Source organism: Pantoea sp. Seng, from assembly GCF_009829935.1.
GTDB lineage: Bacteria > Pseudomonadota > Gammaproteobacteria > Enterobacterales > Enterobacteriaceae > Pantoea > Pantoea communis.
Genome location: NZ_SZZV01000002.1, coordinates 282538 through 307398 on the forward strand (window position 1 = coordinate 282538; position 24861 = coordinate 307398).

General features: G+C 53.6%; 24 protein-coding genes and 1 other RNA gene. 8 read left to right on the forward strand and 17 right to left on the reverse strand.

The window, feature by feature from the left end; genetic code table 11:
• Positions 1 to 40: 40 nt before the first annotated feature.
• From FD737_RS03025 to FD737_RS03035, 3 genes are read right to left on the reverse strand one after another with little or no spacing between them, the layout of a single operon-like run.
• Positions 41 to 919, reverse strand: a complete 879-nt coding sequence (locus FD737_RS03025) for a metal ABC transporter substrate-binding protein (protein ID WP_058962373.1) — start codon at positions 917 to 919, stop codon at positions 41 to 43.
• A 21-nt stretch (positions 920 to 940) separates the two neighbouring features.
• Positions 941 to 1780, reverse strand: coding sequence for a metal ABC transporter permease (locus FD737_RS03030; RefSeq protein ID WP_160832670.1), 840 nt, complete (start codon positions 1778 to 1780; stop codon positions 941 to 943).
• Positions 1777 to 2433 carry a metal ABC transporter ATP-binding protein gene (locus FD737_RS03035; RefSeq protein WP_034828143.1) on the reverse strand — a complete coding sequence of 219 codons (657 nt, stop codon included), beginning with the start codon at positions 2431 to 2433 and terminating at the stop codon, positions 1777 to 1779. The genes FD737_RS03030 and FD737_RS03035 overlap by 4 nt, the downstream gene beginning before the upstream one ends.
• Before the next feature lie 343 nt (positions 2434 to 2776).
• On the opposite strand from FD737_RS03035, the gene FD737_RS03040 reads away from it, so the two are divergent.
• The 3 genes from FD737_RS03040 (at position 2777) to FD737_RS03050 (ending at position 3897) form a co-directional block, all read left to right on the forward strand.
• Positions 2777 to 3130: a hypothetical protein gene (locus FD737_RS03040; RefSeq protein WP_160832671.1), complete on the forward strand. Its 354-nt coding sequence runs from the start codon at positions 2777 to 2779 to the stop codon at positions 3128 to 3130.
• Positions 3131 to 3276: 146 nt separating this feature from the next.
• Entirely contained in the window at positions 3277 to 3654 is a 378-nt protein-coding gene (gene tomB, locus FD737_RS03045; protein ID WP_160832672.1) for an Hha toxicity modulator TomB, read from the forward strand.
• A gap of 24 nt (positions 3655 to 3678) precedes the next feature.
• Positions 3679 to 3897, forward strand: a complete 219-nt coding sequence (locus tag FD737_RS03050; RefSeq protein WP_034828137.1) for an HHA domain-containing protein — start codon at positions 3679 to 3681, stop codon at positions 3895 to 3897.
• Positions 3898 to 4025: 128 nt separating this feature from the next.
• Here the strand turns inward: FD737_RS03050 and ffs are convergent.
• Positions 4026 to 4122: signal recognition particle sRNA small type (gene ffs / locus FD737_RS03055), an RNA gene on the reverse strand.
• Positions 4123 to 4298: 176 nt separating this feature from the next.
• Between ffs and FD737_RS03060 the strand changes: the two genes are divergently transcribed.
• Positions 4299 to 4610 carry an MGMT family protein gene (locus FD737_RS03060; protein WP_097117484.1) on the forward strand — a complete coding sequence of 104 codons (312 nt, stop codon included), beginning with the start codon at positions 4299 to 4301 and terminating at the stop codon, positions 4608 to 4610.
• Between the two features lie 393 nt (positions 4611 to 5003).
• Here FD737_RS03060 and FD737_RS03065 read toward each other — a convergent pair whose 3' ends face one another.
• Positions 5004 to 5561 (reverse strand): YbaY family lipoprotein, encoded by a 558-nt coding sequence (locus FD737_RS03065; protein ID WP_034828134.1) that lies wholly within the window; start codon positions 5559 to 5561, stop codon positions 5004 to 5006.
• A gap of 204 nt (positions 5562 to 5765) precedes the next feature.
• On the opposite strand from FD737_RS03065, the gene tesB reads away from it, so the two are divergent.
• Complete coding sequence (gene tesB / locus FD737_RS03070; RefSeq protein ID WP_034828133.1) at positions 5766 to 6629, forward strand: acyl-CoA thioesterase II; 864 nt, start codon at positions 5766 to 5768, stop codon at positions 6627 to 6629.
• A gap of 72 nt (positions 6630 to 6701) precedes the next feature.
• On the opposite strand, the gene amtB is transcribed toward tesB, so the two are convergent.
• From amtB to FD737_RS03095, 5 genes are all read right to left on the reverse strand, one after another.
• Positions 6702 to 7991, reverse strand: a complete 1290-nt coding sequence (gene amtB, locus FD737_RS03075) for an ammonium transporter AmtB (RefSeq protein WP_038648536.1) — start codon at positions 7989 to 7991, stop codon at positions 6702 to 6704.
• Positions 7992 to 8024: 33 nt separating this feature from the next.
• Entirely contained in the window at positions 8025 to 8363 is a 339-nt protein-coding gene (glnK, locus tag FD737_RS03080; RefSeq protein WP_007886947.1) for a P-II family nitrogen regulator, read from the reverse strand.
• 259 nt (positions 8364 to 8622) lie between these two features.
• On the reverse strand, positions 8623 to 10398 hold the full coding sequence (locus FD737_RS03085) for a SmdB family multidrug efflux ABC transporter permease/ATP-binding protein (RefSeq protein WP_160832673.1): 1776 nt from the start codon (positions 10396 to 10398) through the stop codon (positions 8623 to 8625).
• Positions 10391 to 12160 carry a SmdA family multidrug ABC transporter permease/ATP-binding protein gene (locus FD737_RS03090; RefSeq protein ID WP_160832674.1) on the reverse strand — a complete coding sequence of 590 codons (1770 nt, stop codon included), beginning with the start codon at positions 12158 to 12160 and terminating at the stop codon, positions 10391 to 10393. The genes FD737_RS03085 and FD737_RS03090 overlap by 8 nt, the downstream gene beginning before the upstream one ends.
• A gap of 24 nt (positions 12161 to 12184) precedes the next feature.
• The gene (locus FD737_RS03095; protein ID WP_034828126.1) at positions 12185 to 12646 is read right to left on the reverse strand and encodes an Lrp/AsnC family transcriptional regulator; all 462 of its coding nucleotides are present in this window, start codon (positions 12644 to 12646) and stop codon (positions 12185 to 12187) included.
• Positions 12647 to 12761: 115 nt separating this feature from the next.
• On the opposite strand from FD737_RS03095, the gene FD737_RS03100 reads away from it, so the two are divergent.
• A complete protein-coding gene (locus FD737_RS03100) occupies positions 12762 to 13796 on the forward strand; it encodes a PLP-dependent cysteine synthase family protein (RefSeq protein ID WP_160832675.1) in 1035 nt (344 codons plus the stop codon).
• A gap of 34 nt (positions 13797 to 13830) precedes the next feature.
• Here FD737_RS03100 and cof read toward each other — a convergent pair whose 3' ends face one another.
• On the reverse strand, positions 13831 to 14652 hold the full coding sequence (cof, locus tag FD737_RS03105) for an HMP-PP phosphatase (protein WP_160832676.1): 822 nt from the start codon (positions 14650 to 14652) through the stop codon (positions 13831 to 13833).
• Positions 14653 to 14745: 93 nt separating this feature from the next.
• Here cof and FD737_RS03110 point away from each other — a divergent pair, with 93 nt between their 5' ends.
• Positions 14746 to 16461, forward strand: a complete 1716-nt coding sequence (locus FD737_RS03110) for an SgrR family transcriptional regulator (RefSeq protein ID WP_160832677.1) — start codon at positions 14746 to 14748, stop codon at positions 16459 to 16461.
• Positions 16462 to 16487: 26 nt separating this feature from the next.
• Entirely contained in the window at positions 16488 to 17183 is a 696-nt protein-coding gene (queC, locus tag FD737_RS03115; protein ID WP_058962234.1) for a 7-cyano-7-deazaguanine synthase QueC, read from the forward strand.
• Between the two features lie 209 nt (positions 17184 to 17392).
• On the opposite strand, the gene FD737_RS03120 is transcribed toward queC, so the two are convergent.
• From FD737_RS03120 to clpX, 6 genes are all read right to left on the reverse strand, one after another.
• A complete protein-coding gene (locus FD737_RS03120; RefSeq protein ID WP_058962233.1) occupies positions 17393 to 17800 on the reverse strand; it encodes a thioesterase family protein in 408 nt (135 codons plus the stop codon).
• Positions 17801 to 17901: 101 nt separating this feature from the next.
• Entirely contained in the window at positions 17902 to 18225 is a 324-nt protein-coding gene (locus tag FD737_RS03125; RefSeq protein ID WP_160832678.1) for a helix-hairpin-helix domain-containing protein, read from the reverse strand.
• A 139-nt stretch (positions 18226 to 18364) separates the two neighbouring features.
• Complete coding sequence (gene ppiD / locus FD737_RS03130; protein ID WP_160832689.1) at positions 18365 to 20233, reverse strand: peptidylprolyl isomerase; 1869 nt, start codon at positions 20231 to 20233, stop codon at positions 18365 to 18367.
• A gap of 237 nt (positions 20234 to 20470) precedes the next feature.
• A complete protein-coding gene (hupB, locus tag FD737_RS03135; RefSeq protein ID WP_034828113.1) occupies positions 20471 to 20743 on the reverse strand; it encodes a nucleoid-associated protein HU-beta in 273 nt (90 codons plus the stop codon).
• A gap of 213 nt (positions 20744 to 20956) precedes the next feature.
• The gene (lon, locus tag FD737_RS03140; protein ID WP_034828111.1) at positions 20957 to 23311 is read right to left on the reverse strand and encodes an endopeptidase La; all 2355 of its coding nucleotides are present in this window, start codon (positions 23309 to 23311) and stop codon (positions 20957 to 20959) included.
• Between the two features lie 186 nt (positions 23312 to 23497).
• The gene (clpX, locus tag FD737_RS03145) at positions 23498 to 24769 is read right to left on the reverse strand and encodes an ATP-dependent protease ATP-binding subunit ClpX (protein ID WP_034828109.1); all 1272 of its coding nucleotides are present in this window, start codon (positions 24767 to 24769) and stop codon (positions 23498 to 23500) included.
• Between the last annotated feature and the right edge of the window lie 92 nt (positions 24770 to 24861).

Sequence of the window (24861 nt, forward strand, 5' to 3'; positions counted from 1 at the left end):
GTGTCGTGATAATTGGCCGGGATGCTCCCCGGCCTTTTTTTTACTTCATGCTCTGCAACATGATATCGACGTTGTGCTTGAAGGCAGCAACATAGGTCGCAGCAGGACCGTTCGCCTCGGACAACGCTTCAGGATAGAGTTCACCACCTGGCTGTGCGCCAGTTTCGCTGGCAATCTGTTTCACCAAACGCGGATCGGTCTGATTCTCCATGAAGTAAGTCTTGATGTGCTCAGCCTTCAGCTGCTTGATAATCGATGCCACATCGCTGGCACTGGCTTCGGCTTCCGTGGAGAAACCGACTGGCGCCAGGAAACTCACACCGTAACGCTGGCCAAAGTAACCAAAGGCATCATGGCTGGTCAGCACTTTACGCTTGCTTTTCGGCACTGCAGCAAACTCCGTTTTTGCCCAGCTATCCAGTTTTTCCAACTGCTGAATGTAGCTTTCACCGCTCTTGCGGATATCCGCCGCATCTTCCGGGTCGGCTTTAATCAGCGCATTCATCACGTTGGTGGCATAAATCACGCCATTGTGCATGCTATTCCACGCGTGTGGGTCAGTCACGGTTTTGCCGTCTTCTTCCATTTTGCGTGTGTTGACGCCGTTGGAGGCGACCACAATCGTGCCTTTATAACCGGAGGCGCTGATCAGGCGATCCATCCACCCTTCCATCCCCAAACCACTCACAAATACCACATTGGCTTTAGCCAATGCCTGGCTATCCTGTGGCGTCGGTTCGAAGGTATGAGGATCGCCGTTAGGCTGCACCAGCGACTTCACGTTAACGTGATCGCCGCCCACCTGCTTAACGATATCCGCCAGCACGGTGAAACTCGCTACCACATCCACGGTTTTCGCCATGGTCAGTGGGCTAATCAACATGGCGCCTATCGCCAGACTCAACGGTAACTTCTTCATTCGTATCCCCTAATTGTATAGTTATCGACGGCGCAGCAGGCCGCCACACGGTCCTGTTAAAACAGAAAGCAAAAACAGTACGGCCGCACTCAGCACCACCGCCGGTCCAGCGGGCAGTGAGAAGTGCCAGGAAAGGATCAAGCCCACCACCGCCGCAATCACCGCCAGCACCATGGCGATACCGAGCATGCAGGCCAGATGGCGGCTCCAGAAACGGGCGCTGGTGGCCGGTAACATCATCAATCCCACCGACATCAACGTGCCGAGCACCTGAAAACCCGCAACCAGATTCAGCACCACCAGCATCAGGAAAATGCCGTGCACGATCGGCGCGCTCCATTTGCCTTGCGCACGCAGGAAATCCGGATCGAACGCATCGATCACCAGCGGACGAAAAATCACTGCCAGCATCATTAAAGTGAACGCCGCAATGCCGCCCACCAGCAGGATGGCCGCGTTATCGACGGCCAGCAGTGAACCGAACAGCACGTGCAGCAGATCGACGCTCGATCCACGCAATGACACCAGCGTCACGCCCAGCGCCAGCGAGCCGAGATAAAAGCCAGAGAAACTGGCGTCCTCTTTTAAGGGGGTGTACCGACTGACGGCACCAGAAAGCAGCGCAACGGCTAACCCCGCAATCAACCCGCCGATGCCCATCGCCACCAGCGATAAGCCGGAAACCAGATAGCCAATCGCCGCGCCAGGTAGCACCGCGTGGGAGAGCGCATCGCCCACCAGACTCATACGGCGCAGTGAAAGGAATACACCCAGCGGCGTGGCGCTCAGCGCTAATGCCACACAAGCCACTAATGCACGGCGCATAAAACCAAATTCGATAAACGGTTGAATCAATGTCACGAAGCCACCCTGCGCAGCAGTGGAGTTTGAGCGGAGTCAGCATCATCAAGTGACAACACATCTTTGAAGTAACGCGCGACCAGTGGTCGATCGTGCAACACGACTAATAAGGTGGTGCCCGCCTGCTGCTGCTGCTCGAGGATTGACATCAACAGCGTGACGGTTTGCGTATCGATGCCATTAAAGGGTTCATCCAGCAGCCAGACTTTACTTTGCTGCAGCATCAGGCGCGCAAACAGCACCCGCTGCAACTGGCCGCCGGAAAGCATTGAAGGCTGCGCATCGGCGAAATCACGCATCTGCACGGCATCCAGTGCGGCATCGATCTCCTGTCGCATCGCACGATTGATGCCACCAAACCAGCCGCAGCGCGGCCAACATCCCATAGCAACCAGCTCATAAACGGTAAGCGGGAAACGGGTTTCTAACTCACTACGCTGCGGTAACCAGCCAAGCGCCTTAGGCGAAATTTTTAATTCGCAAGTCCCTGCAATCGGCGGCAACAGACCGGCGATGGTTTTCAGTAGCGTGGATTTTCCGGTGCCGTTCGCGCCGATTAATGCCGTCATGCTGCCTGCCGCCAGTTCTCCGGTAACTATCGGCGTCACCGCTTGTCCCTGATAGCCGCCCTGCAAGCGGTTGAAATGCATCATTTCTGCATTCCCCAATAGATAGCCAGCGCCAGGAACGCGATAAGCAGCAGCGCGACCAGCAGGCGGCCGCTAAGTGAGAGGAGTAAACCACTGTGATTCATGGAGGGAGACCAAAAACGTTATAACATAACAATTATACTACCTGATTTTCCCCGCGCGATACCCGAGAGAAAGTGTTTCAAAAGTTAACCATTTGGCGCTTACTCTGTGGCTATCACTGGATCTGAATCGATTGAGCGATAAATCCCATCGCAACGATTACGTATTCTGCACAGAGTTAACTTGCAATATTTGGCCAGAACCCCAATGATAGATTCATCCTCCTTTTTTTACCGGAAGCGAAATGCAGTCTATTATTCATTGTGATATTGCTGTGGATGAGGACGATTGCGAGAAGTTGCAGGCTATTATCCAGGGGAATATTCTCAAAATAGCCGAAGCCCTGGCAGGTGATTTACAGTGGTATTCTCAAAACGCGCAATTAGTTCCCGACAGTTTTAAGATTATTTCCATTCAACCGCACGATAACAATCGATTTAAAATGCTTTACGATTTTAAGTGGGATTTATTTAATCCTTGCCTGGATTTAAACGAAACATCTACCCAGCATGAAGAGATTTTGTTCCAGATAGTACCGGGCGCACTGGTGTTTTCAGTGATAGACAATAACCGCCCCTCGCCAGCCGACGAATTGTAATATTTAGTAATCGAGGTGAGCAAAGCTAATGAATGTGGATTATATTTAAAAAGTCGCTGAATTCTTAATATTCGTGATCGCTTCCTGATAGCTTTTCCAAATCTCGCCGCGCTGCGGTCACTGTGCAAGCTCTGGAGGGGAAAAAGATGGACGAATACTCACCAAAACGGCATGATATTGCCCAGCTTAAATTCCTGTGTGAGAACCTGTTTGACGAAAGTATGACGACACTGACTGACAGCCATCACGGCTGGGTGAATGACCCTACTGCGGAAAGCAATTTACAGCTCAACGATTTGATTGAGCATATCGCGTCTTTCACGATGAATTACAAAATTAAGCACGTTGAAGATGAAGCGCTGATTACGCAAATCGATGAATATCTTGACGATACCTTTATGCTGTTTAGCAGTTATGGAATCAATACTCAGGATCTTCAACGGTGGCAACGTTCAGCAAAACGCTTATTTAATCTGTTTGCCGAAGAGTGCGCTTTTCTCCAACAACCCAGCCATTCCTTTTAGCATCAGAGTGAGACCGGTTTATTTATGAGCAATCAAGCCTTAACCAAAACAGACTATTTGATGCGACTGCGTCGTTGTCGCTCAATTGACACCCTTGAACGGGTGATTGAAAAGAACAAGTACGAATTATCTGACAACGAACTCGCGGTATTTTATTCTGCGGCCGATCATCGTCTCGCTGAACTGACGATGAATAAGCTTTACGACAAAGTACCGGTTTCTGTCTGGAAGTTCGTCCGCTAACTATTTTTACCCGCTGTTCGTTACGCCATCTTTTCCCTTCAGGGAATGATTCACAGGCAAAGGAGTGCCAGCGTTTCGCTGTGTACTGATTTCTTGAGGATTTTTTCGGGGAGTAGAAATGGTGGAGGCCCTGCCAGCTACATCCCGGCACACGCGTCGCCTGCTGCGGCTGCTTCCTTCCGGACCTGACCGAGTTCACAAGTTAGCGTTGCGGGAGAACCAACAGGGCCCCCATTGACGAGCTCTCTTTCGAGAGCGCAGGCATTATCAAGTAACCCCCTGGCAATTGCAAGCGCAGGCCGGGTGACCGTTGTTTTCTTGAACAGCTCGCCAGTAAAACCCTGATTCTCGCCCTCCCGGCATGTTAAAGTCGCCCTTTATTCGCTGAATCCGGTGCGTGTATGAATGACACAAGCAATTTCTCCGAGCGCGTCTGGCAAATTATTGCCGCAATCCCCAGAGGCAAAGTCACCACCTACGGCGATATCGCCCTGCTTGCCGGTTCACCGCGCGCAGCCCGACAAGTCGGCGGCGTATTACGTCGCTTACCCGAGGGCAGCAAATTACCGTGGTTCCGCGTCATCAATCGCCATGGCCGCATTTCTCTGCAGGGCGATGATCTCTTCCGCCAGCGCGATGCGCTGGAAGCCGAAGGCATCGAAGTCAGTGATGCCGGTGAGATTGAATTAGAGAAGTATCGCTGGGAGTACTAAGCGCAGCCATGCTGAAGTACGGGCGGGCAACACTGTGCAGCAAAGCTTCCCCGCCAAAGATGAAAGTAACGAGCAATCTGGAACAATCCGCCGATGCCACTCCACAAATTCGCGCCCATGCTGAGGTACGGGCAGTCAACACTGTGAAGTAAAACATCCCCGCCAAAAAAGATGAAAGCGACGAGCAATCTGGAACAATCCGCCGATGTCATTCCACAAATTCGCACCCATGCTGAGGTGCGGGTAGGCAACACTGTGGAGTAAAGCGTCACACGCCAGGGATGGCGTGTGCCGAGCGATCAGGGACGAGACAGCGACTTTACGCAACAATGTTGCCTACCCGCACACTCCCCCGCCCTGTTTTTAAGCGTAAACTCCCCGCCCCAGCTTTTATCACATACTCGTCGGCGCAGGCACCGAAGCAGAAGGCACCACCTGCGTTGGCGACGTTGACGGCACTGTGGTCGCCGCGCCTGGCGTGGTCTGCATCGCCATATTGGTCACAGGTACCAACAGCAGTTCCGCTTTCGTACCACCCTGATTGATCACCGGCTTCACCGTATCGGTAATGAACGCCAGTTTGCCATCAATAGCGATAGCCGCACTCAACAGAATCCGCGCATTCGGCTGAATATCGGCCGGGTTAAACGGCAGCACAAACTGGAACGGCGCCTGCTTCCCTTCAGTGCGCACCACATGCTGCGCCAGCACTTTCGATGGTGCATCGGCCAGTGAAGCGTCGGACAGCGTAACGGTCAGCACCGCATCCGGCGGCAACGCAATGCGCTGACGAATGTACACCGAACCACTAACATTAGGCTGCGTAATCGCAGCCTGCTGCCCCGCAACGGCGGAGCCCAGCGTTGGGGTAGCTACCGGCTTACTGTGATCGGCACAGCCAGCCAATGCTGCCGCCAGCGTCACACCGCTAATAACATGCCAGAGTTTCATCGATGTCGTCTCCTTATGAACACTATGATTGTCGGCGGACAAATTTTTGGGTAGCTTTTCAACCGCCGAATGCCCTTAATTCTGGCACAAAAAACCGGATTGCGCCCAAAAGCACTGCCAGCTCGCTGAAATCACGGCAAAATCATTGACGGAAACTGGTCGGATCTTTCACACTGAAGCGATTGCCCCCCAGAGGAATCTGCTATGAGCCAGGCACTGCAAAACCTGCTTAATTTACTCGATCTCGAAAAACTCGAAGAAGGCCTGTTTCGCGGCCAAAGTGAAGATCTCGGCCTGCGCCAGGTGTTTGGCGGCCAGGTCGTCGGTCAGGCGTTATACGCAGCAAAACAAACCGTGCCGGAAGAGCGCATCATCCACTCGTTCCACAGCTACTTCCTGCGTCCTGGTGATAGCGAAAAAGCCATCATTTACGATGTCGAAACCCTGCGCGATGGCAAAAGCTTCAGCGCGCGTCGTGTCAGCGCGGTGCAAAATGGTCACCCCATTTTCTACATGACAGCCTCATTCCAGGCACCCGAAAGCGGATTTGAGCACCAGAACACTATGCCTCAAGTACCGGGGCCGGATAACCTCCCCTCGGAGCAGGATCTGGCACAAAAACTGGCAGCCCATTTGCCGCTCAAACTCAAAGAAAAGTTTCTCGCTGAACGTCCACTGGATATCCGGCCGGTGCAAATCCATAACCCGCTCAAGGGCCGTGTTGATGAGCCGATGCGCCAGGTGTGGATTCGTGCCAACGGCAAGCTGCCGGACGATCGCCGCATTCATCAATACCTGCTGGGTTACGCCTCGGATCTCAACTTCCTGCCTGTGGCACTACAGCCGCACGGTAAAGGATTTTTAGAGCCTGACATGCAGGTGGCGACGATTGACCACTCCATGTGGTTCCACCGCCCGTTCGACCTTTCAGAGTGGTTGCTGTACAGCGTGGTGAGCACCTCAGCTTCAGGTGCACGTGGGTTTGTACGTGGGGAGTTCTACACGCAGGATGGGACACTGGTCGCGACTACCGTTCAGGAAGGCGTCATGCGCCAACGCGACGCATAATAAAAGGGGGCGATATTATCGCCCCCTCGTCTTTTTATAGTTTTAGCACACTGCTCTTCTACCGCGCATTTCTTACTGGTTGTAAGCGTTCTCGCCGTGGCTGTTCACATCCAGACCTTCACGTTCCTGATCTTCTGGAACACGCAGGCCAACGATCATATCCGCCAGTTTGAAGCCGATGAAGGCGACAACACCTGACCAGACAATGGTCACGCCGCAGCTGAACAGCTGAACCCAAACCTGATGGCCCATGGTCACGCCTTCTGCGTAGCCCACGCCGCCCAGTGAAGAGGAGGCGAACACACCGGTAAGAATACAACCCAGGATACCGCACACGCCGTGCACACCGAACACATCACATGGGTCATCCACACGCAGCCATTTCTTCAGGGTGGTCACACCCCAGATACCTGCCAGGCCACCGGCCAGACCGATAATCAGCGCACCGCCGACACCGACATAACCACAAGCCGGGGTGATAGCAACCAAACCGGCGATAAAGCCAGAACACGCACCCAGCAGAGAAGGTTTGCCACGCATTGCCCACTCACCGAACACCCATGACAGCACCGCACCTGCAGTCGCCACAACAGTATTCAGGAAAGCCAATGCTGCGATTTCGTTAGCTGAAGAAGCAGAACCGGCGTTGAAACCGAACCAGCCCACATACAGAATCGCAGTACCGGTGAAGACCATTGGCAGGTTGTGCGGCTTGAACGCTTCTTTACCGAAGCCAGCACGTTTGCCCACCAGATAAGCACCCACCAGACCCGCAACGGCTGCGTTGATATGAACAACGGTACCGCCAGCGAAGTCCAGCGCGCCGTCTTGCGCCAGCAGACCGCCAGCCCACACCATGTGTGCGATTGGCAGATAAGAGAGCGTCAACCAGACCACCACAAAAATCAGTACTGCTGAGAAGCGAATACGTTCAGCAATCGCGCCCACAATCAGGCCCACGGTGATACAGGCGAAGGAAGCCTGGAACGCGACGTGAATATACTGATAGAAGCTGCCCATCACTGCTTTCAGCTCGATATTTTTCAGCATCGCCCACTGGAAGTTACCGAAGAAGGCGTTGCCCTCGCTGAAGGCCAGTGAATAACCGTAAATCACCCACAGCACGCAGACTAATGCGAAGGTCACGGCAACTTGGGTCAGCATCGACAGGACGTTTTTACCGCGAATCAAACCGCCGTAAAACAGGGCGATGCCCGGAATCGTCATAAACAGTACCAGAGCGGTACAGATCATCATAAAGGCGTTATCCGCTTTGTCCGCAACGGCAGGTGCTGCCGCCATGGCCAGAGACGGTAACAGTGCCAGGCTGGTGAGGCCCAACTTAGTCATCATTTTATTCATTTCTTTCCATCCCATCACAATTCAGAGCCCCAGTTACAGTGCTGCTTCGTCGGTCTCGCCGGTACGAATACGAATAACGCGCTGCAGTTCTGCGACGAAGATTTTGCCGTCGCCAATTTTGCCGGTGTAAGCGGCTTTGCTGATGACATCCACCACTTCATCGAGTTGATCGTCCGCAATCGCGATATCAATTTTAACTTTTGGCAGGAAGTTCACGCTGTACTCGGCACCGCGATAAAGCTCTGCGTGACCTTTCTGGCGACCAAACCCCTTCACTTCGGTAACAGTCAGTCCCTGAATGCCAATGGAGGATAAAGCTTCACGCACGTCCTCCAGCTTAAATGGTTTGATTACCACGGTAACCAGCTTCATACGTTCCCCTCCAGATAATAAATTGAGTGAGTCTCGCGGACACGAGGAGATATAAGCAAACGCTGTGCCATAAATGAAAAAAGGTGAGCAGTCAGTGGCCTGGACGCGCTGTATCGCGCTTCGTTATGTGATGGGTGGCTCAGTTTGGAAACAGGACAAAAGAAAGGTGTTGCAATATTGCACCCCTTTGGTGCTTTCAGCCTCAAAGGAGTGCATCAATACAGAACAATCCGATAAATCTGCGCAAAAAAGGTGCAATTCACCCTTCTGCTTGCGCGGGGATGCTCGCCGCGAGTTCATCACCCGCCTGCTGTAGCTGATACATCTGCCAGTAACGACCCTGTTGAGCCAGCAACTGTGCATGCGTGCCACGCTCGGCAACCTGACCACGGTGCAATACCAGAATCTGATCCGCTTCGGTGATGGTAGAAAGGCGGTGTGCAATCACCACCAGCGTGCTGTGCTGGCGTAGTGCACGCAGCGCATGCTGAATCGCCTGCTCGGTACCGGAATCGATGTTGGCAGTCGCTTCGTCAAGAATCAAAATTTGTGGCAGCGAAACCAGCACTCGCGCCAGCGCCAGCAACTGTTTTTGCCCGACCGACAAATTGTTGCCTTGTTCACCCAGCCGCGTATGAATGCCCTCTGACATCGATCGTGCCAGCGGGGCGAGCTGCACTTTTTCCAGAGCCTGCCACACCTGCTCTTCCGGGATATCACGCCCGAGCCGCACGTTGGCTAACAAGGTATCTGCCAGCACCACCGGATCTTGCTGCACCATCGCGACACTTTGGCGTAACGCTTCATGCGACAACTGCGGTAAGGGACGACCATCCAGCTCGATGCTACCGCGTGTCACCGGGTAATATCCCATCAGTAAATTCGCCAGCGTACTTTTGCCACTGCCTGTATGCCCCACCAGCGCCACAAACCCACGCGCCGGAACCTCCAGACTAATGTGGCTCAGCACATCCCGATCATCGCGGTAGGCAAAACTGACATCGTGCAAAGCAATGCGCCCAGAAGCCAACGGCTGGTTATCGCCACCGTAGCCCTGCTGTGTGGCATCCATCAATTCAAAAATACGCTCGCCGGAAACCACCGCCTGTTGCAGCATCGATTGCTGCGTGGTGAGCTCTATCAACGGTTCATTCAGGCGTCCCAGATAGGTGATAAAGGCGTACAGCACGCCGACCTCAAACACCCCGGGCGTGGCAAAGCTGAACAGCATCAGCAGCCCACAGAGGATCATCGCCGAAAACAGACTCAACAGCGGACGCAACAAGAAACCGTCCAGTCGCAGAGTTTCCATGCGCGCCAGATAGTGTGAGCGGCTGGCCTCGCCCATGCGTTCACCAAAGCGCGCCTGCTGGCGAAACTGCTGGATCACGCTCATGCCGTTGATCACTTCATTGAAACCATTATTGATATCCGCCAGATAGCTACGCACACGACGTGCAATCGGCTTGCTGTAACGCTGATAAATCAGCATCACCGTGAGTACCAGCGGGAAGATGACAATCGCCACCAGCGCCATGCGCCAGTCGAGCGAGAACATTGCCACCAGCATCGCGCCAATCAGTGCCGCACTGCGCAGCACGGTGGCTACCACCGTGACGTAGAGATCTTTAATCACTTCAGTATCGTTGGTGACGCGCGAGATAATCTGCCCCACCGGCTGGGTATCAAAGGCGCTAAGCGGCTGACGCAGTGCCGCGTTCATCACGTCGACGCGCAACTGCTGTACCACACCAATCGCCGCGCGATTAAACAGCAGCGCCTGGAAATAGTGCAAACCCGCAGCCAGCAGTTGCAGCAAAATAAAGCACACCAGCAGCCCGATGGCGATGCCCCAGGGCATCTGGTGTTTCGCCACCAAATTATCTATGAAGTAGCTCACCAGCACCGGGCCGGTGACTTCCGCCGCCGCCGCGATCCACAGCATGCCAACCGCCAGCCACAGCGATTTGCGCCAGGGTTTGCCGTACGACAGCAGGCGTTTCAGGGTTGGCCACAAACGTTGCGATTTAGCCATGATTCGCCTCCTCTGTGGCTTCGTCTTCATCCAGCGCCGCTTCGAGTTGCTGATAGCGGTACATATCGCGATACCATCCCTCTTTCGCTAGCAGGCTGTCATGATCGCCGCGCTGAGTCACCGCACCTTGTTGCAACACCAGAATTTCACTGGCCTCGGTCAACGCCGATAAACGATGCGCACTGATGATCAATGTGCGGCCTTTGCCCCACTGCCGCAGGTTGTGCAGGATTTCATGCTCTGTGCGACCGTCCACCGCGGATAGTGCATCGTCGAGGATCAGGATTTCCGCATTCAGCAACAGCGCGCGGGCAATGGCAATACGCTGTTTTTGACCACCGGAAAGCATCACACCGCGCTCACCCACTTCGGTGTCATAGCCCTGCGGCAGACGGAGAATGTCATCGTGTACACAGGCCATGCGCGCCACGCGCTCAATTTCTTCCTGAGACGCATTCGGACGCCCCAGTGCCAGGTTATTGGCCACGGTATCGGAGAACAAAAACGGCGTCTGGCTCACCACCGCCAGCCGACTGCGCCAGCTATCAAGTCGCAGCTGCGTGAGCGGCAGGTTATGGTAGCGAATATCACCCTGGTCGATGTCGAAATGACGTTGAATCAGACTCAACAGCGTGCTTTTACCACAGCCGGTTGGACCGCACAGCCCCAACATTTGCCCCGGTTTCAGTTGAAAATTAACATGGCTCAGCGCCGCGCCAGAGTTGGCGGGATAATGGAATTCACGAATGGCGACCTGTAAATCTCCGGCGTCGGCAGGCAGGACTTTCTGCCCATCCTCCACCGCCGGCGCTTCCGCCAACAGCGCGCGAATGCGACTCCATGCCGCGCTACCGCGTTCAACGATATTGATCATCCATGCCAGCGCCAGCATCGGCCAAATCATCAGCCCGAGATACATAACGAAGCTGGTGAGCTGACCCAGCGTCAAACTACCGTGCCACACCATCCAGCCACCACCGGCAATCGCCAACAGGTTAGAGAAACCCACGGCGATATAGATGATGGGATCAAAGCGTGCATCAACCCGCGCTACATGCAGGTTCTTTTTACCCGTATCGCGGGCAATGTCTGCAAACTGCTGTGATTGATGATCCTCCAGGCCAAAGGCTTTGATCATCCGAATGCTGGTGAGGCTCTCCTGCGTTTGATCGTTCAGGCTGGAGAAGGCGGCCTGCGCCACTTTAAAGCGCTGGTGCAGACGCGAACCATCTTTCTGAATGGCAATCGCCATCAGCGGCATCGGGATCAGCGCCAGCAGCGTCAATTCCCAGCTGATTTGCACGCTCATCACTACCAGCACCACTAAGCCCATCACCAGCGAATCCACCAGCGTCAGGACGCCTTCACCGGCGGCAAACACCACGCGATCCACATCATTGGTGGCGCGTGCAATCAAATCACCAGTGCGATGACGCAAGTAGAACGCCGGATGCTGGCGACTCAGCTGGCGATAGAAATCTTCGCGTAATTCAACCGCGAGTTGGTAGGACGCACCGAACAGCAGCACGCGCCAGACATAGCGCAGCAGATAGACGATGACCGCCGTCACCAGCATCACGCCGATCCACATGAAAATTTTGCCGCTGCTTAAAGTGTGTTGCGTCACGCCATCGACAATCACGCCGACCACATGCGGCGGCAGCAGTTGCAATAACGCAATCACAATCAGCAAGCTGACGGCACCCAGATATCGCCGCCACTCGCGCAGGAAATACCAACTTAATTGGCTGAATAATCGCACAAGACGCTCTCTTTCTGTGGCCGTTCAGGGCGCTACCGGCAACGCGGTGGTGTATTTAATCTCTTCCATGGCGAAACTGGAGGTCACATCAATCAGGCCTGGCACGCCATTCACCAGACGTTTATAAAATGCATCGTAACTTTTCATATCGGCCACCTGGATGCGCAGCAGATAATCGTACTCTCCGGCCATGCGATAGAATGCCATCACTTCAGGCATCTGCTGTACCACGGCAACAAATTGCTGAAACCAGTCGCTGCTGTGCTGTTGTGTTTTGACAAACATGAAAGCGGTGAGAGAAAGGCCCATCTTCTCCCCATCCAGCAAAGCCACGCGCGCACGAATAATGCCATCATCTTCCAGCTTTTTCAGGCGTTTCCAGCACGGCGTGGTAGTGAGATTCACCGCATCCGCCAAGGCCTGCAGTGATAACGTGCAATCCTGTTGCAGTATCGCCAGCAAAGTGCGGTCAGTTTTATCTAGCATTCGGCGCTCCGGGAGAAAAATTTTCTCTTATTCGGGCATTATACCCGGATTAAAGCAACCTTATTTTCCTGCCAGTGCCTTACACTGTGCACAATAATGATTACGGATTCGTCACATGCAAACGCCCTGGGTTCGCCACGCCATCAATGAAATTAACGCCGATTTTCAACGCTCTGCGGATACGCATCTTATTCGCTTTGCGCTGGAGGATTTTCCGGGCATCCGCTTTTACCTCAAAGATGAAAGCACCCATCCGAGTGGCAGCCTGAAGCATCGCCTGGCGCGGTCGCTGTTCCTGTATGGGTTGGCCAATGGCTGGATCCGCGAAAATACGCCTATCATTGAGGCGTCATCCGGTAGCACGGCGGTGTCAGAAGCCTATTTTGCGCGTTTGTTGGGTCTGCCATTTATTGCCGTGATGCCCGCCAGCACGGCGAAACGTAAAATTGAAATGATCCGTTTTTACGGCGGCGAGTGCCATTTCGTTGCCGATCCTTGTCAGCTATATTGCGAATCGGAACGTCTGGCGCGTGAACTCAACGGTCATTTTATGGATCAGTTCACCTATGCCGAGCGCGCGACTGACTGGCGCGGCAACAACAACATCGCAGAAAGTATTTTCCGTCAGATGGCGCATGAGCCTTTCCCGGTGCCGCATACCGTGGTGATGAGCGCGGGAACCGGCGGGACTTCGGCCACACTGGGCCGCTATATCCGTTATCAGGGGCACGATACGCGTCTGCTGGTGGTGGATCCGCAGCACTCCGTGTTCTTTGATTTCTGGCATAGTCGTGACAGCGCGCTGCGTAGCGATCGCGGCAGCATGATTGAAGGCATCGGACGTCCGCGTGTGGAGCCGTCGTTTTTACCGGATGTGATCGACGAAATGATCAAAGTACCCGATGGCGCGACAGTGGCTGCGATGCTTCATCTGGAGAAAATTCTGGGTCGTCGCCCTGGCGCTTCAACCGGCACCAACTTCTGGGGCATGCTGCAGGTGGCGAAACGCATGCGGGAAAATGGCGAGCAAGGTTCGCTGGTGACACTACTATGCGACAGTGGTGAGCGTTATCCGGACACCTATTACAACCCGGAGTGGGTCGCGCAGCATATCGGGGATATTCAGCCGTGGCTGCGTGAGATGCAATAAAAAACCGGACATCCTGTCCGGTTCACTGTAAGCCTCAGCATTCGGGGGAATAATCGAGGTGTGGTGTGCTCATCCAGTGATTTAAGTAATGAGACACCGCCTGTGTCTCGCAATGTCCAATAATCGGCAAATGCGGCAGCGACGATTTCAATTGATGCATGGCGTTGCCCATGATGAACCCGCTGCCAACGCGCTCCAGCATTTCGCGATCATTCATCGCATCACCAAACGCCATACAATCCGCCATTGATAGCGACAGATGCTGGCACAGATGCGCCAGCGCCGCGCCTTTGTGGCAGTCCAGCGGCAGAACTTCCAGACAATCCCATGCGGAAAAACAGATATTGGCGCGCTCACCCAGGGCTTGCTGCAACTCTACTTTTAACGCCTGCAGCATCTCATGCGGCGCAATAAAGCAAATTTTGGTCACCTCATGCGCCGACATCTGACGCAAATCGCGCAGCTGATAATGGAAGCCGCTCATCAAGTGTGCTTCCAATGCTCCCAGCAACGGTTTATCGGTGAACCAGCCCTCATCGTTGAAGATATGAATCGATGTCGGCGTTTGCCAATGCGTGTGGATCACCTCTTCGGCTACAGAAGAGGACAGATCACAGCCAAACAGCTGCTGACCTTCCAGATCGTGAATGCGTGTGCCATTGCCGGTGATCAACCAGGCCGGCAGGGTGAGCTGTTCACGTACCACCTGCACATCCATCAGATGGCGGCCCGTGGCAAAGGCAATGGTGATATCGCGCTGATGCAAGGCATGCAGGGTGTCGATGGTTTCATTCCCTAACCGATGCGTCGGCAGTAACAACGTGCCATCCATATCAAATGCCGCGAGGCGAGCCATGCAATGTCTCCTGTCTGAGTGAGGAATCTACTATCGCCTGGTAATTACGGAACTAATAGTGAATACTTTCAGGAAACTGTTCCGGGTTTAGCCATGCGCCAACTTCATCGGGTTAATCAATTTCAGCGCCTGTGGCAACTCAGCCAGGGCGAGCCTCTGCGTTTGAGTGTTGCTGCCATGGCCCAACACTGTTTTTGCAGTGAGCGCCACGTACGTACCTTATTACGCCAGTGGCAGGATGCAGGCTGGCTGCACTGGCGCGGCGAATCCGGCCGCGGAAAACAAGGCGAACTGACATTTCTGATCTCACCTGAACAACTTCGCCAACAGCTGCTAACCCAGCAACTGGAAGCAGGCGAAGCGATACAAGCGTTGCAAGTATTGGATCTTCATCCTGAGCGGCTGGTGAAAATGCTGCGACCGCTGATGGGCGGCCAATGGCAGAATCAGGCACCGGTACTGCGTATTCCCTATTATCGCGCGATGGAGCCGCTGCGGCCGCTACGTCTGACCGGAAGAGCTGAGCAGCACCTGGTGCGGCAGATTTTCTCTGGCCTGACGCGCTTTAATGGCGACGATGTAGAAGGTGATCTTGCGCATCACTGGCAACATGATGGCAGCGGCTGTGACTGGTATTTCTGGTTACGACCTCAGCTCAGCTGGCACAACGATGAGCCAATTCAAGCTGCGCAGCTGGTTGCTCAGTTACAGCAGATTATGCAAACCGTGCGCGGCAGCCGCCTGCTGGCCTCTATCGAACGCATCGAGGCGCCACATCCGCTGGCTCTGCGTATTCAATTGCGTCAGAGCGACTACTGGCTGCCGCAGCGTCTGGCACATCAATACTGCCTGCTGCCACATCCTGATGCAGTGGATATAGGCAGTGGCCCCTGGAAGCTGACCCATTTCACTGATGAGCTGGTTCGCCTGGAAAGTCATGCCCGCTGGCATCTGCAACGACCGCTGATTCAGCTGGTGGAATACTGGATTACTCCACAGCTGTTTGCCCATGGTCTCGGCACCAGCTGTCGCCACCCGGTGCAAATCGCCATTGGTGATCCTGACGAGCTGGACGCATTGCGCCCGGTCGATCACAGCATCAGCCTCGGCTTCTGTTATCTGGCACCGCGCATTTCCGCCAGTTTCACTGCTGCTCAGGCAACAACACTGATTGCATTAATACAACACAGTGGCGTGATTCAGCAGTTACCGTTGGATGAAGGCTTGATTACCGCGAGCAAGGAGTTGCTGCCCGGTTGGCCCGTTCCCTCTGCCGGGATGACCACCGTCAAGCTGCCCGAAAAACTCACACTGCACTACCATCTTCCTATCGAACTGCATGTGATGGCGCAGGCGCTGGTGCCTTTGCTGGCCCATCAGGGCTGCGAATTAACCTGCGTTTTTCATGATGTGAAAAACTGGCGTGACGATATCGACCTGAGCGATGCCGATGTGGTGATGGGTGACCGGTTAATTGGCGATGCGCCGCTGTTTACCCTGGTGAACTGGCTGGAGAACGATCCCGTATGGACTCCCTTACGTGCCCCGGTACTACAAGCGCCACTCATCGCTATCGCCCATCAGCCCGACCCAGAGCAACGCGCAGCATTAACACAGCAATTGTTCCAGCAGCTGATGGGTGACGGACATCTGTTGCCGCTGTTTAACTATCGCTATCAGGTGTTTGCCCCGCCCGGCGTTGAAGGCATCCAGCTCAATACATTGGGCTGGTTTGATTTCACCCGCGCCTGGATTCCACCGCCCGCAACCGCAGGGGCTGTTCAGCCCGCGCCCGAGCCAGTACCATAGACGCACTGATTTTTGGGGAAATTGAGATGAAACGAGCCGTTGTCGTATTCAGTGGCGGACAAGATTCCACCACCTGCTTGATTCAGGCACTGCAGCAGTATGATGAAGTGCACTGTGTCACCTTCGATTATGGTCAGCGCCATCGCGAAGAGATTGAAGTCGCGGCAGAACTGGCGCACAAACTGGGGGCGCGTGCACACAAAGTACTGGATGTGACGCTGCTCAATGAGCTGGCAGTCAGCAGCCTGACGCGCGATAACATTCCAGTGCCCACTTACGATCCTGACGCCAGCGGGTTGCCGAGCACTTTTGTGCCGGGCCGCAATATTCTGTTCCTGACCTTAGCCTCTATCTACGCCTATCAGGTGGAAGCCGAGGCGGTGATTACCGGTGTCTGCGAAACAGATTTCTCCGGCTACCCTGATTGCCGCGATGAGTTCGTTAAAGCGCTCAACAATGCCGTGAGTCTCGGTATGGCGCGCAACGTTCGCTTCGAAACGCCACTGATGTGGCTGAATAAAGCGGAAACCTGGGCGCTGGCCGATTACTGGCAACAGTTGCCACTGGTGCGGGCGGAAACCCTGACCTGTTATAACGGTGTGAAAGGCGATGGCTGTGGTGAATGCGCGGCTTGCCATCTGCGCGCGCGCGGGTTGGCGGATTATCAGGCTAATGCTTCAGCCGTCATGGCAGCGATGAAACAAAAAAGCGGCCTTAACTGATTGCGCTAAATCGGTGGCTCGCAGTGATTGCGCGGCCTGGCTGGTTGGGAGGGTTTAGCTGATTCGCTAGCAGGAAATAATTGAGCTGCTTCGCTAGCAGGAACTGATTGAGCGTCTTCGTTCGCTGCAATTCATTGGGCTACTTAACTAGCTGGAACTTATTAAGCGGTTTAGCTGGCTGGCGTTTCTGACGCCAGCTCGCTCTGCTGTTAATGGCTTTCTACCATCAATGCCGACAAACGGTCGCGCAACTCCCCTTCCATCGGTACCGCTTTTTGCGTACGCAAATCGATGCAGACGAAAGTTAACGCGGCGTCTGCCACCACGGTGTTATCACCCGCCAGCAGCACGCGCTGCGAAATAATGCCGCTTTTGCCATTCAACTGTGACACTTCGCTCTCAATATGTAATACGTCGCCCAGCACCGCCGGACGACGATAGTTAATATTGATATTGACCACCACAAACGCCAGCTTCTGATCCATCAGCCAGTGAAAAGCATCGACATCCTCCAGCCATTGCCAGCGCGCCTCTTCCAGAAACTCGAGATAACGTGCGTTGTTCACATGCTGATAAACGTCCAGATGATAGCCGCGTACTTTGATTGTGGTTTGCATTGTTACTCCTGTTCAGACTGTGAATGCCAACTGGTATGACCTGTTGAGCATAGCACAGCCTGATTGGGTGCTTTATCAATCCTTCTAAGTCGCGACCCGCCTCACAGTTTCAGGCGATCGCTGTTACGTTCGACCAGCGCATTGCCGATGCCCGGTATTTCCTTAAGCTGATCGATGGCGGTAAACGGACCATATTGCTCGCGGTAACTGACAATCGCCTGAGCTTTCTTCAGGCCGATGCCGTTCATTGCGGCTGCGAGCTGTTCAGCGCTGGCTAGATTGATGCTGACCTGTCCCTCTTGCGGCGAGGATACTTGCGTCGCCTGCGTTTCGCTGGGGCTTTCGGCCGCAGACAGTCCGGTGGTATAGAGTGCGCCACCCAGCGCCAGCGTGATACATAGAGCGCGAAAAGTTGATTTCACCATGCTGTGTTTCTCCTTGTGTTTGACAGCCACAGCAGAGTGTCACAGCGTGTTTTCAGGCTCAAAAGGGCAATTCCAGAAATGGAAAAGGCCGCAGAAGCGGCCTTTGAGTGTTGCAGCGGATTCACATTTTTTGTGAGGCTTACTGGTTTTGTGCAGCCGCGCCGTATTTGATTTTCGCGTCTTTGCGCAGGTTTTCCAGCAGCGCTTCAAACGCAATCTGTGCGTTATTCTGCGTCACGCCTTTCACCATCTCATCAATCTGCGCCTGCGGCATATTACCCGGGCTGACTTTATCCAGTGCGACCAGCACCACGTTGCCCTGCATATCTTCGCTCACGCCCCAGGACGGTTTGTTGTCCGCGGGTTGTGGCAAGTTAAAGGCAGACTGCGCAACCGGATCTTGTGCATTACGATCAAAGGATTTGCTGGCGCTCAGGGTCAAGCCTGCCGCTTTCAGCGCATCTTCTTTACCGGCTTTCAGATCAACCAGCAGCTTATCGGCCTGCGCTTTAGCCTGCTGTGTGGCTTTGTCATGCTTCAGCGTGTCGGCAATCTGCGCTTTCACCTGGTCCAGCGGTTTCACGGCTTCAGGCTTGTGCTCACTGATGCGCAGCACGAATGCACGATCGCCATCGACGCTGATGATGTCAGAGTTATTACCCGGCGCACCGTTTTGGCCCACCAGTCCACCGTTGAAGATCGCCTGCTTGACCTGATCGAAATCGAGTTCAGCCGGAACATTATCACGCGTGATCCAGCCGGTTTCCGTGACTTTCAGACCGGAAGCCTGTGCCGCACCCGCCAGCGACTCGTTGTCATTGCTGGCCGCTTCACTGACTTTCTGCTGCAGCTTGTAAAAGGCGTCGACTGCTTTTTCCTGCTTCACCTTGTCAGCAACGGCGTCATGGATCTCAGCCAGCGGCTTAATCTGCTCGGCCTGGATATCATCCAGACGTACCACCAGGAAACCGACTGAAGATTTGATCACGCCAGACAGTTGGCCTTTCTGCGTCAGGTTGGCATTTTTCAGCTCATCCGGCGTGGTACCCGGCTCCAGCCAACCCATATCGCCGCCTTTGCGTGCCGAAATTGGGTCAATGGATTTGCTTTTTGCCAGCGTAGCGAAGTCTTCACCCTTCTTCAGCGCTTCCAGAACGGCATTGGCATCCGCTTCAGTTTTGGTCTGAATCACGCTGTAGCGATTGCGCTGCGGCTGTGAGTAGTCAGCTTTGTGTTGATCGAACCAACTCTGAATGTCCGCTTCGCTCACGGTTTCCTGCATGCTGGCAGCATCCATTTTGATGTAGCTGACGCGGAACTGCTCAGGTGCCATGAAGCTGTTCTGATGCTGCTGGTAATACTGATTGATCTCATCATCACTGGCCGTTTGTTTCGCTGCCAGCGCGTTAACATCAATCACCGCCTGACGAATTTCACGCTGCTGCGAGACCAGGTCTACCAGCTTGCTGGTTTCACCTTTCAGCATGAAATCGGTATTAGCGATCGCATTGATCAACTGCTGAGTGGCCAACTGCTTACGCAGCGCCGCCGCGTACTGATCCGGCGTAAAGCCCATCTGAGTGATTAAGCCGTTGTATTTCGCGTTATCAAACTTGCCGTTAGTCTGGAAAGCTTTTTGATTGAAGATCGCCTGCTTGATCTGATCATCGCTAATGCCAATCTTCAGATCTTTGATGTATTGATCAAGCAACGCCTGATCAATCAGCTGAGACAGCGCCTGCTGACGCATCTGCTGCATGTAACCTTCGTTGCTGGCCAGCTGCGAGAATTGATCGCCCAGCATCTGCTGCTGACGATTACGCTCGTTGTTAAAGCCCTGCTCAAGCTCTGCACGGCTAATTTCATGGCCATTAACTTTGGCGGCATAATCGCTGCCACCGCCGATCAGGTAGTTGCCCACCCCGGTCAGTACGAAAGACAGGATGATCAACCCCAGAATGATCTTGAGCACGACATGATTCGACGCCGCGCGTAAATTGTCCATCATGGTATGACAACACTCCGCTGTAGTGTGAATGTAAAGCTCTGACACGATGTCATCATCGTGCAACTGCTGTTCAGGCTGGCAGTTGGCAACCATGCGGAGACAATAGCCTGTGGCCATCGCCGCGCATCAAGAATAAAAAAGGCACATCAAAAATGATGTGCCCGTATGTTACATGAGAACGGCTTTTTCGTCCTCAATCCATAGAAGAAAATGCTTCAATGGATGTGTCAGCGGTCATTAATTGACTGAGTCTTTCAGTGCTTTACCTGCACGGAAGCCCGGAACTTTACCAGCCGGGATGGTGATCTCTTTACCGGTTTGCGGGTTACGGCCTGTACGAGCAGCACGCTCACGTACAGAGAAAGTACCGAAACCAACCAGTGCCACTTCATCACCGCCTTTCAGCGCGTCAGAAACGGAGCCCATGAATGCATCTAACACACGTCCCGCTGCTGCTTTAGAAATGTCAGCGTCTGCAGCAATTTTGTCGATCAACTGTGACTTATTCACTCTATTCATCCCCTCTTTTATTATTCACATCGCACCCGCGCTTCCCGCCCGGTGCGAACGCGCAGCCAGTTATATCAAGCCTGTGGAGCTGAAACAACGGTATTCATCTTAATCGTTGATTCAACAGCCCCCTAAATTAGCGGCACAAAAAAAAGCTGGCAAGCACCATTTGGCCTGCCAGCTTCGCTTTTTAACGGTTTTTGCCGTTAATCACTATTTTGCCGTCGCAACCTGCATGCCGTAAGGCGCATTTTCCAGTGCCAGGTTCAGCACTTCTTCAATACGCTTCACAGGATGGATGGTCAGATCGGCAATCACGTTCTGTGGAATCTCTTCCAGATCGCGCTTATTTTCATCCGGGATTAACACGGTTTTGATGCCACCGCGATGCGCGGCCAGGAGCTTCTCTTTCAGACCACCAATTGGCAGCACCTGACCGCGCAGAGTGATCTCACCTGTCATCGCCACATCAGAGCGCACCGGGTTACCGGTCAGACAAGAAACCAGTGCCGTACACATGGCTATACCGGCACTTGGACCATCTTTCGGCGTTGCCCCTTCCGGCACGTGCACGTGGATGTCACGTTTCTCGTGGAAATCCCCGTTAATGCCGAGTTTCTCCGCACGTGCGCGAACCACTGTCAGCGCAGCCTGGATAGACTCCTGCATCACTTCACCCAGTGAGCCGGTATAAGTCAGTTTGCCTTTACCCGGTACGCAGGCGGTTTCAATGGTCAGCAAATCGCCCCCCACTTCCGTCCATGCCAGACCGGTGACCTGACCTACGCGGTTTTCAGTGTCCGCTCGACCATAATCAAAGCGCTGCACGCCCAAGAAGTCGTGAAGGTTTTCACCATTAATCTTGATGCTCTTCTTACTTTTGTCCATCAGCAGCGTTTTTACTGCTTTACGGCACAGCTTGGAGAGTTCACGTTCCAGACTACGCACGCCCGCTTCACGGGTGTAGTAACGAATAATGCCGATGATGGCGCTATCGTCAACACTGATCTCTTTTTCTTTCAGTGCATTACGCTCAATCTGTTTCGGCAGTAAGTGCTGTTTGGCGATATTCAGTTTTTCATCTTCGGTATAACCCGAGAGACGAATCACTTCCATACGATCCAGCAGCGGTGCCGGGATGTTCATGGAGTTGGAGGTCGCCACAAACATCACATCGGAGAGATCGTAATCCACTTCCAGATAGTGATCGTTGAACGCAATGTTCTGCTCTGGATCCAGCACTTCCAGCAGTGCCGAAGCCGGATCGCCACGCATATCGGACGACATCTTATCGATCTCATCCAGCAGGAACAGCGGGTTCTTCACGCCAACTTTCGCCATTTTCTGGATCAGTTTGCCCGGCATAGAACCGATGTAAGTACGGCGATGCCCACGGATTTCCGCTTCATCACGTACACCGCCCAACGCCATACGCACATATTTACGGCCGGTGGCTTTCGCGATCGACTGACCCAGCGAGGTTTTACCCACGCCTGGCGGTCCGACGAGGCACAGAATTGGGCCCTTAATTTTGCTAACGCGACTCTGCACCGCAAGATACTCAAGAATGCGGTCTTTCACGCGTTCCAGACCGTAATGATCGGTATCCAGCGTTTCCTGCGCCTTCAGCAGGTCTTTTTTCACTTTGCTGCGCGCGACCCACGGAACCTGAACCATCCAGTCGATATAACCGCGTACCACGGTGGCTTCTGCAGACATCGGCGACATCATTTTCAGCTTCTGCAGTTCTGCTTCGGCTTTTTCGCGCGCTTCAGTCGGCATTTTTGCCGCTTCAATTTTACGTTTCAGCGCTTCGTATTCGTCCGGCGCATCATCCATTTCGCCCAGCTCTTTCTGAATGGCTTTCATTTGCTCATTCAGATAGTACTCACGCTGGCTTTTCTCCATCTGCTTTTTCACGCGATTGCGAATGCGCTTCTCAACCTGCAGCAGATCGATTTCGGATTCCATCATCGCCATCAGATATTCAAGACGTTCGTTGATGTCGGACATTTCCAGCACTGACTGCTTATCAGCCAGCTTCAGCGGCATATGCGCTGCCACGGTGTCGGCGAGACGCGCCGCATCGTCGATGCTGTTCAGTGAGGTCAAAACCTCAGGAGGAATTTTTTTATTCAGTTTGATGTAGCCTTCAAACTGATTAATCGCCGTACGCACCAGCACTTCCTGCTCACGCTCTTCAATTTCTGGCGAGATCAGGTATTCGGCCTGGGCAACAAAATGGTCGCCATTATCAGCCAGTGTGGTGATGTGCGCACGCTGCAAGCCTTCAACCAGCACTTTCACCGTGCCATCGGGCAGCTTGAGCATCTGCAATACGGAAGCGACGGTCCCTACAGAGAAGAGATCGTTAATACCAGGTTCATCCGTTGAAGCCTCTTTCTGGGCAACCAGCATGATCTTCTTGTCATGATCCATTGCGGCTTCGAGGCAACGAATCGATTTTTCCCGACCAACAAACAACGGAATTACCATGTGCGGATAAACCACCACGTCGCGCAAAGGCAACACGGGGATTTCAATGCGTTCAGAACGCTCAGGATTCATAGAGCTCTCTCTTAGTTTAATGTCCGCCAGGTGATGGGTACCGCGTAAAAGAAGTTTGCAGTTCAACCCACAGGATATTGAGTATATGGGGATGCTTGGTCGACATTCAATGTCAGGGGAGAGAGAAAAACAAAAGGGGAAACATTTTCCCCTTTTTTAAGATAACAACATGGTTAGATTGTTTATTTATTCGCCAGAAGCCTGAGCTTCGTGCTTACCATAAATCAACATCGGCTCGGATTGACCGTCAATCACTGACTCATCAATCACCACTTTTTCCACGTCATCCATCGATGGCAGATCGTACATGGTTTCCAGCAGCGCACCTTCTACGATAGAACGCAGACCACGCGCGCCGGTTTTGCGTGACATCGCTTTCTTAGCGATCGCCGTCAGAGCTTCATCACGGAACTCCAGCTCCACACCTTCAAGGTTAAACAGAGCCTGGTACTGTTTGGTCAACGCATTCTTCGGTTCGCGCAGAATCTGAATCAGGGCTTCTTCACTCAATTCACTCAGCGTCGCCACCACCGGCAGACGACCAATGAATTCTGGAATCAGACCAAATTTGATTAGATCTTCTGGCTCAACCTGCGACAGCAACTCGCCTTCGCTGGCTTTTTGCGATTTACCTTTCACCGTAGCGCCGAAGCCGATACCGGATCCGGTTTCCACGCGCTGGGAAATCACTTTGTCAAGGCCAGCAAAAGCACCACCACAAATGAACAGGATCTTAGACGTATCAACCTGCAGGAACTCCTGCTGTGGATGCTTACGTCCACCCTGCGGCGGAACGGCGGCAACGGTACCTTCGATAAGCTTCAGCAACGCCTGTTGTACGCCTTCACCGGAAACGTCACGCGTGATTGACGGGTTATCTGACTTACGAGAAATCTTATCGATTTCATCGATATAAACGATACCGCGCTGTGCTTTCTGCACATCGTAATCACACTTCTGCAGCAATTTCTGGATGATGTTCTCCACATCCTCACCCACATAACCGGCTTCGGTCAGGGTGGTGGCATCCGCCATGGTGAACGGAACATCCAGCAAACGCGCCAGGGTTTCAGCCAGCAAGGTTTTACCGCTACCGGTTGGACCGATCAGCAGAATGTTACTTTTGCCCAGTTCGATTCCATTACTGGTATCGCCGTTGCGCAGACGTTTGTAGTGGTTATAGACCGCTACCGCCAGCACTTTTTTCGCCCTTTCCTGACCGATGACGTAATCATCTAAATGATGACGGATTTCATGCGGTGTCGGCAGTGCACTGCGCTCACGGTGCGGAGCCACTTCTTTAATCTCTTCGCGAATGATGTCGTTGCATAAATCAACACATTCGTCGCAAATATACACTGACGGCCCGGCAATCAGCTTACGGACTTCATGCTGGCTTTTGCCGCAGAAAGAGCAGTACAGCAACTTACCTGAACCGTCTTTGCGCTTATCTGTCATCAGCTAACCTCTTTTCGTTCTCAGACCCAATTTGGTGTACGGCACTGGCCGCACATCAACGGCCGATATTCATGCAACTCATCGTGCTGCCC

Coding starts and splice junctions, on each gene's coding strand:
- FD737_RS03025 (WP_058962373.1), bottom strand. CDS start 919: ATGAAGAAGTTACCGTTGAGTCTGGCGATAGGCGCCATGTTGATTAGC.
- FD737_RS03035 (WP_034828143.1), bottom strand. CDS start 2,433: ATGATGCATTTCAACCGCTTGCAGGGCGGCTATCAGGGACAAGCGGTG.
- FD737_RS03040 (WP_160832671.1), top strand. CDS start 2,777: ATGCAGTCTATTATTCATTGTGATATTGCTGTGGATGAGGACGATTGC.
- tomB (WP_160832672.1), top strand. CDS start 3,277: ATGGACGAATACTCACCAAAACGGCATGATATTGCCCAGCTTAAATTC.
- FD737_RS03050 (WP_034828137.1), top strand. CDS start 3,679: ATGAGCAATCAAGCCTTAACCAAAACAGACTATTTGATGCGACTGCGT.
- FD737_RS03060 (WP_097117484.1), top strand. CDS start 4,299: ATGAATGACACAAGCAATTTCTCCGAGCGCGTCTGGCAAATTATTGCC.
- FD737_RS03065 (WP_034828134.1), bottom strand. CDS start 5,561: ATGAAACTCTGGCATGTTATTAGCGGTGTGACGCTGGCGGCAGCATTG.
- tesB (WP_034828133.1), top strand. CDS start 5,766: ATGAGCCAGGCACTGCAAAACCTGCTTAATTTACTCGATCTCGAAAAA.
- amtB (WP_038648536.1), bottom strand. CDS start 7,991: ATGAATAAAATGATGACTAAGTTGGGCCTCACCAGCCTGGCACTGTTA.
- glnK (WP_007886947.1), bottom strand. CDS start 8,363: ATGAAGCTGGTTACCGTGGTAATCAAACCATTTAAGCTGGAGGACGTG.
- FD737_RS03085 (WP_160832673.1), bottom strand. CDS start 10,398: ATGGCTAAATCGCAACGTTTGTGGCCAACCCTGAAACGCCTGCTGTCG.
- FD737_RS03095 (WP_034828126.1), bottom strand. CDS start 12,646: ATGCTAGATAAAACTGACCGCACTTTGCTGGCGATACTGCAACAGGAT.
- FD737_RS03100 (WP_160832675.1), top strand. CDS start 12,762: ATGCAAACGCCCTGGGTTCGCCACGCCATCAATGAAATTAACGCCGAT.
- cof (WP_160832676.1), bottom strand. CDS start 14,652: ATGGCTCGCCTCGCGGCATTTGATATGGATGGCACGTTGTTACTGCCG.
- FD737_RS03110 (WP_160832677.1), top strand. CDS start 14,746: ATGCGCCAACTTCATCGGGTTAATCAATTTCAGCGCCTGTGGCAACTC.
- queC (WP_058962234.1), top strand. CDS start 16,488: ATGAAACGAGCCGTTGTCGTATTCAGTGGCGGACAAGATTCCACCACC.
- FD737_RS03120 (WP_058962233.1), bottom strand. CDS start 17,800: ATGCAAACCACAATCAAAGTACGCGGCTATCATCTGGACGTTTATCAG.
- FD737_RS03125 (WP_160832678.1), bottom strand. CDS start 18,225: ATGGTGAAATCAACTTTTCGCGCTCTATGTATCACGCTGGCGCTGGGT.
- ppiD (WP_160832689.1), bottom strand. CDS start 20,233: ATGATGGACAATTTACGCGCGGCGTCGAATCATGTCGTGCTCAAGATC.
- lon (WP_034828111.1), bottom strand. CDS start 23,311: ATGAATCCTGAGCGTTCTGAACGCATTGAAATCCCCGTGTTGCCTTTG.
- clpX (WP_034828109.1), bottom strand. CDS start 24,769: ATGACAGATAAGCGCAAAGACGGTTCAGGTAAGTTGCTGTACTGCTCT.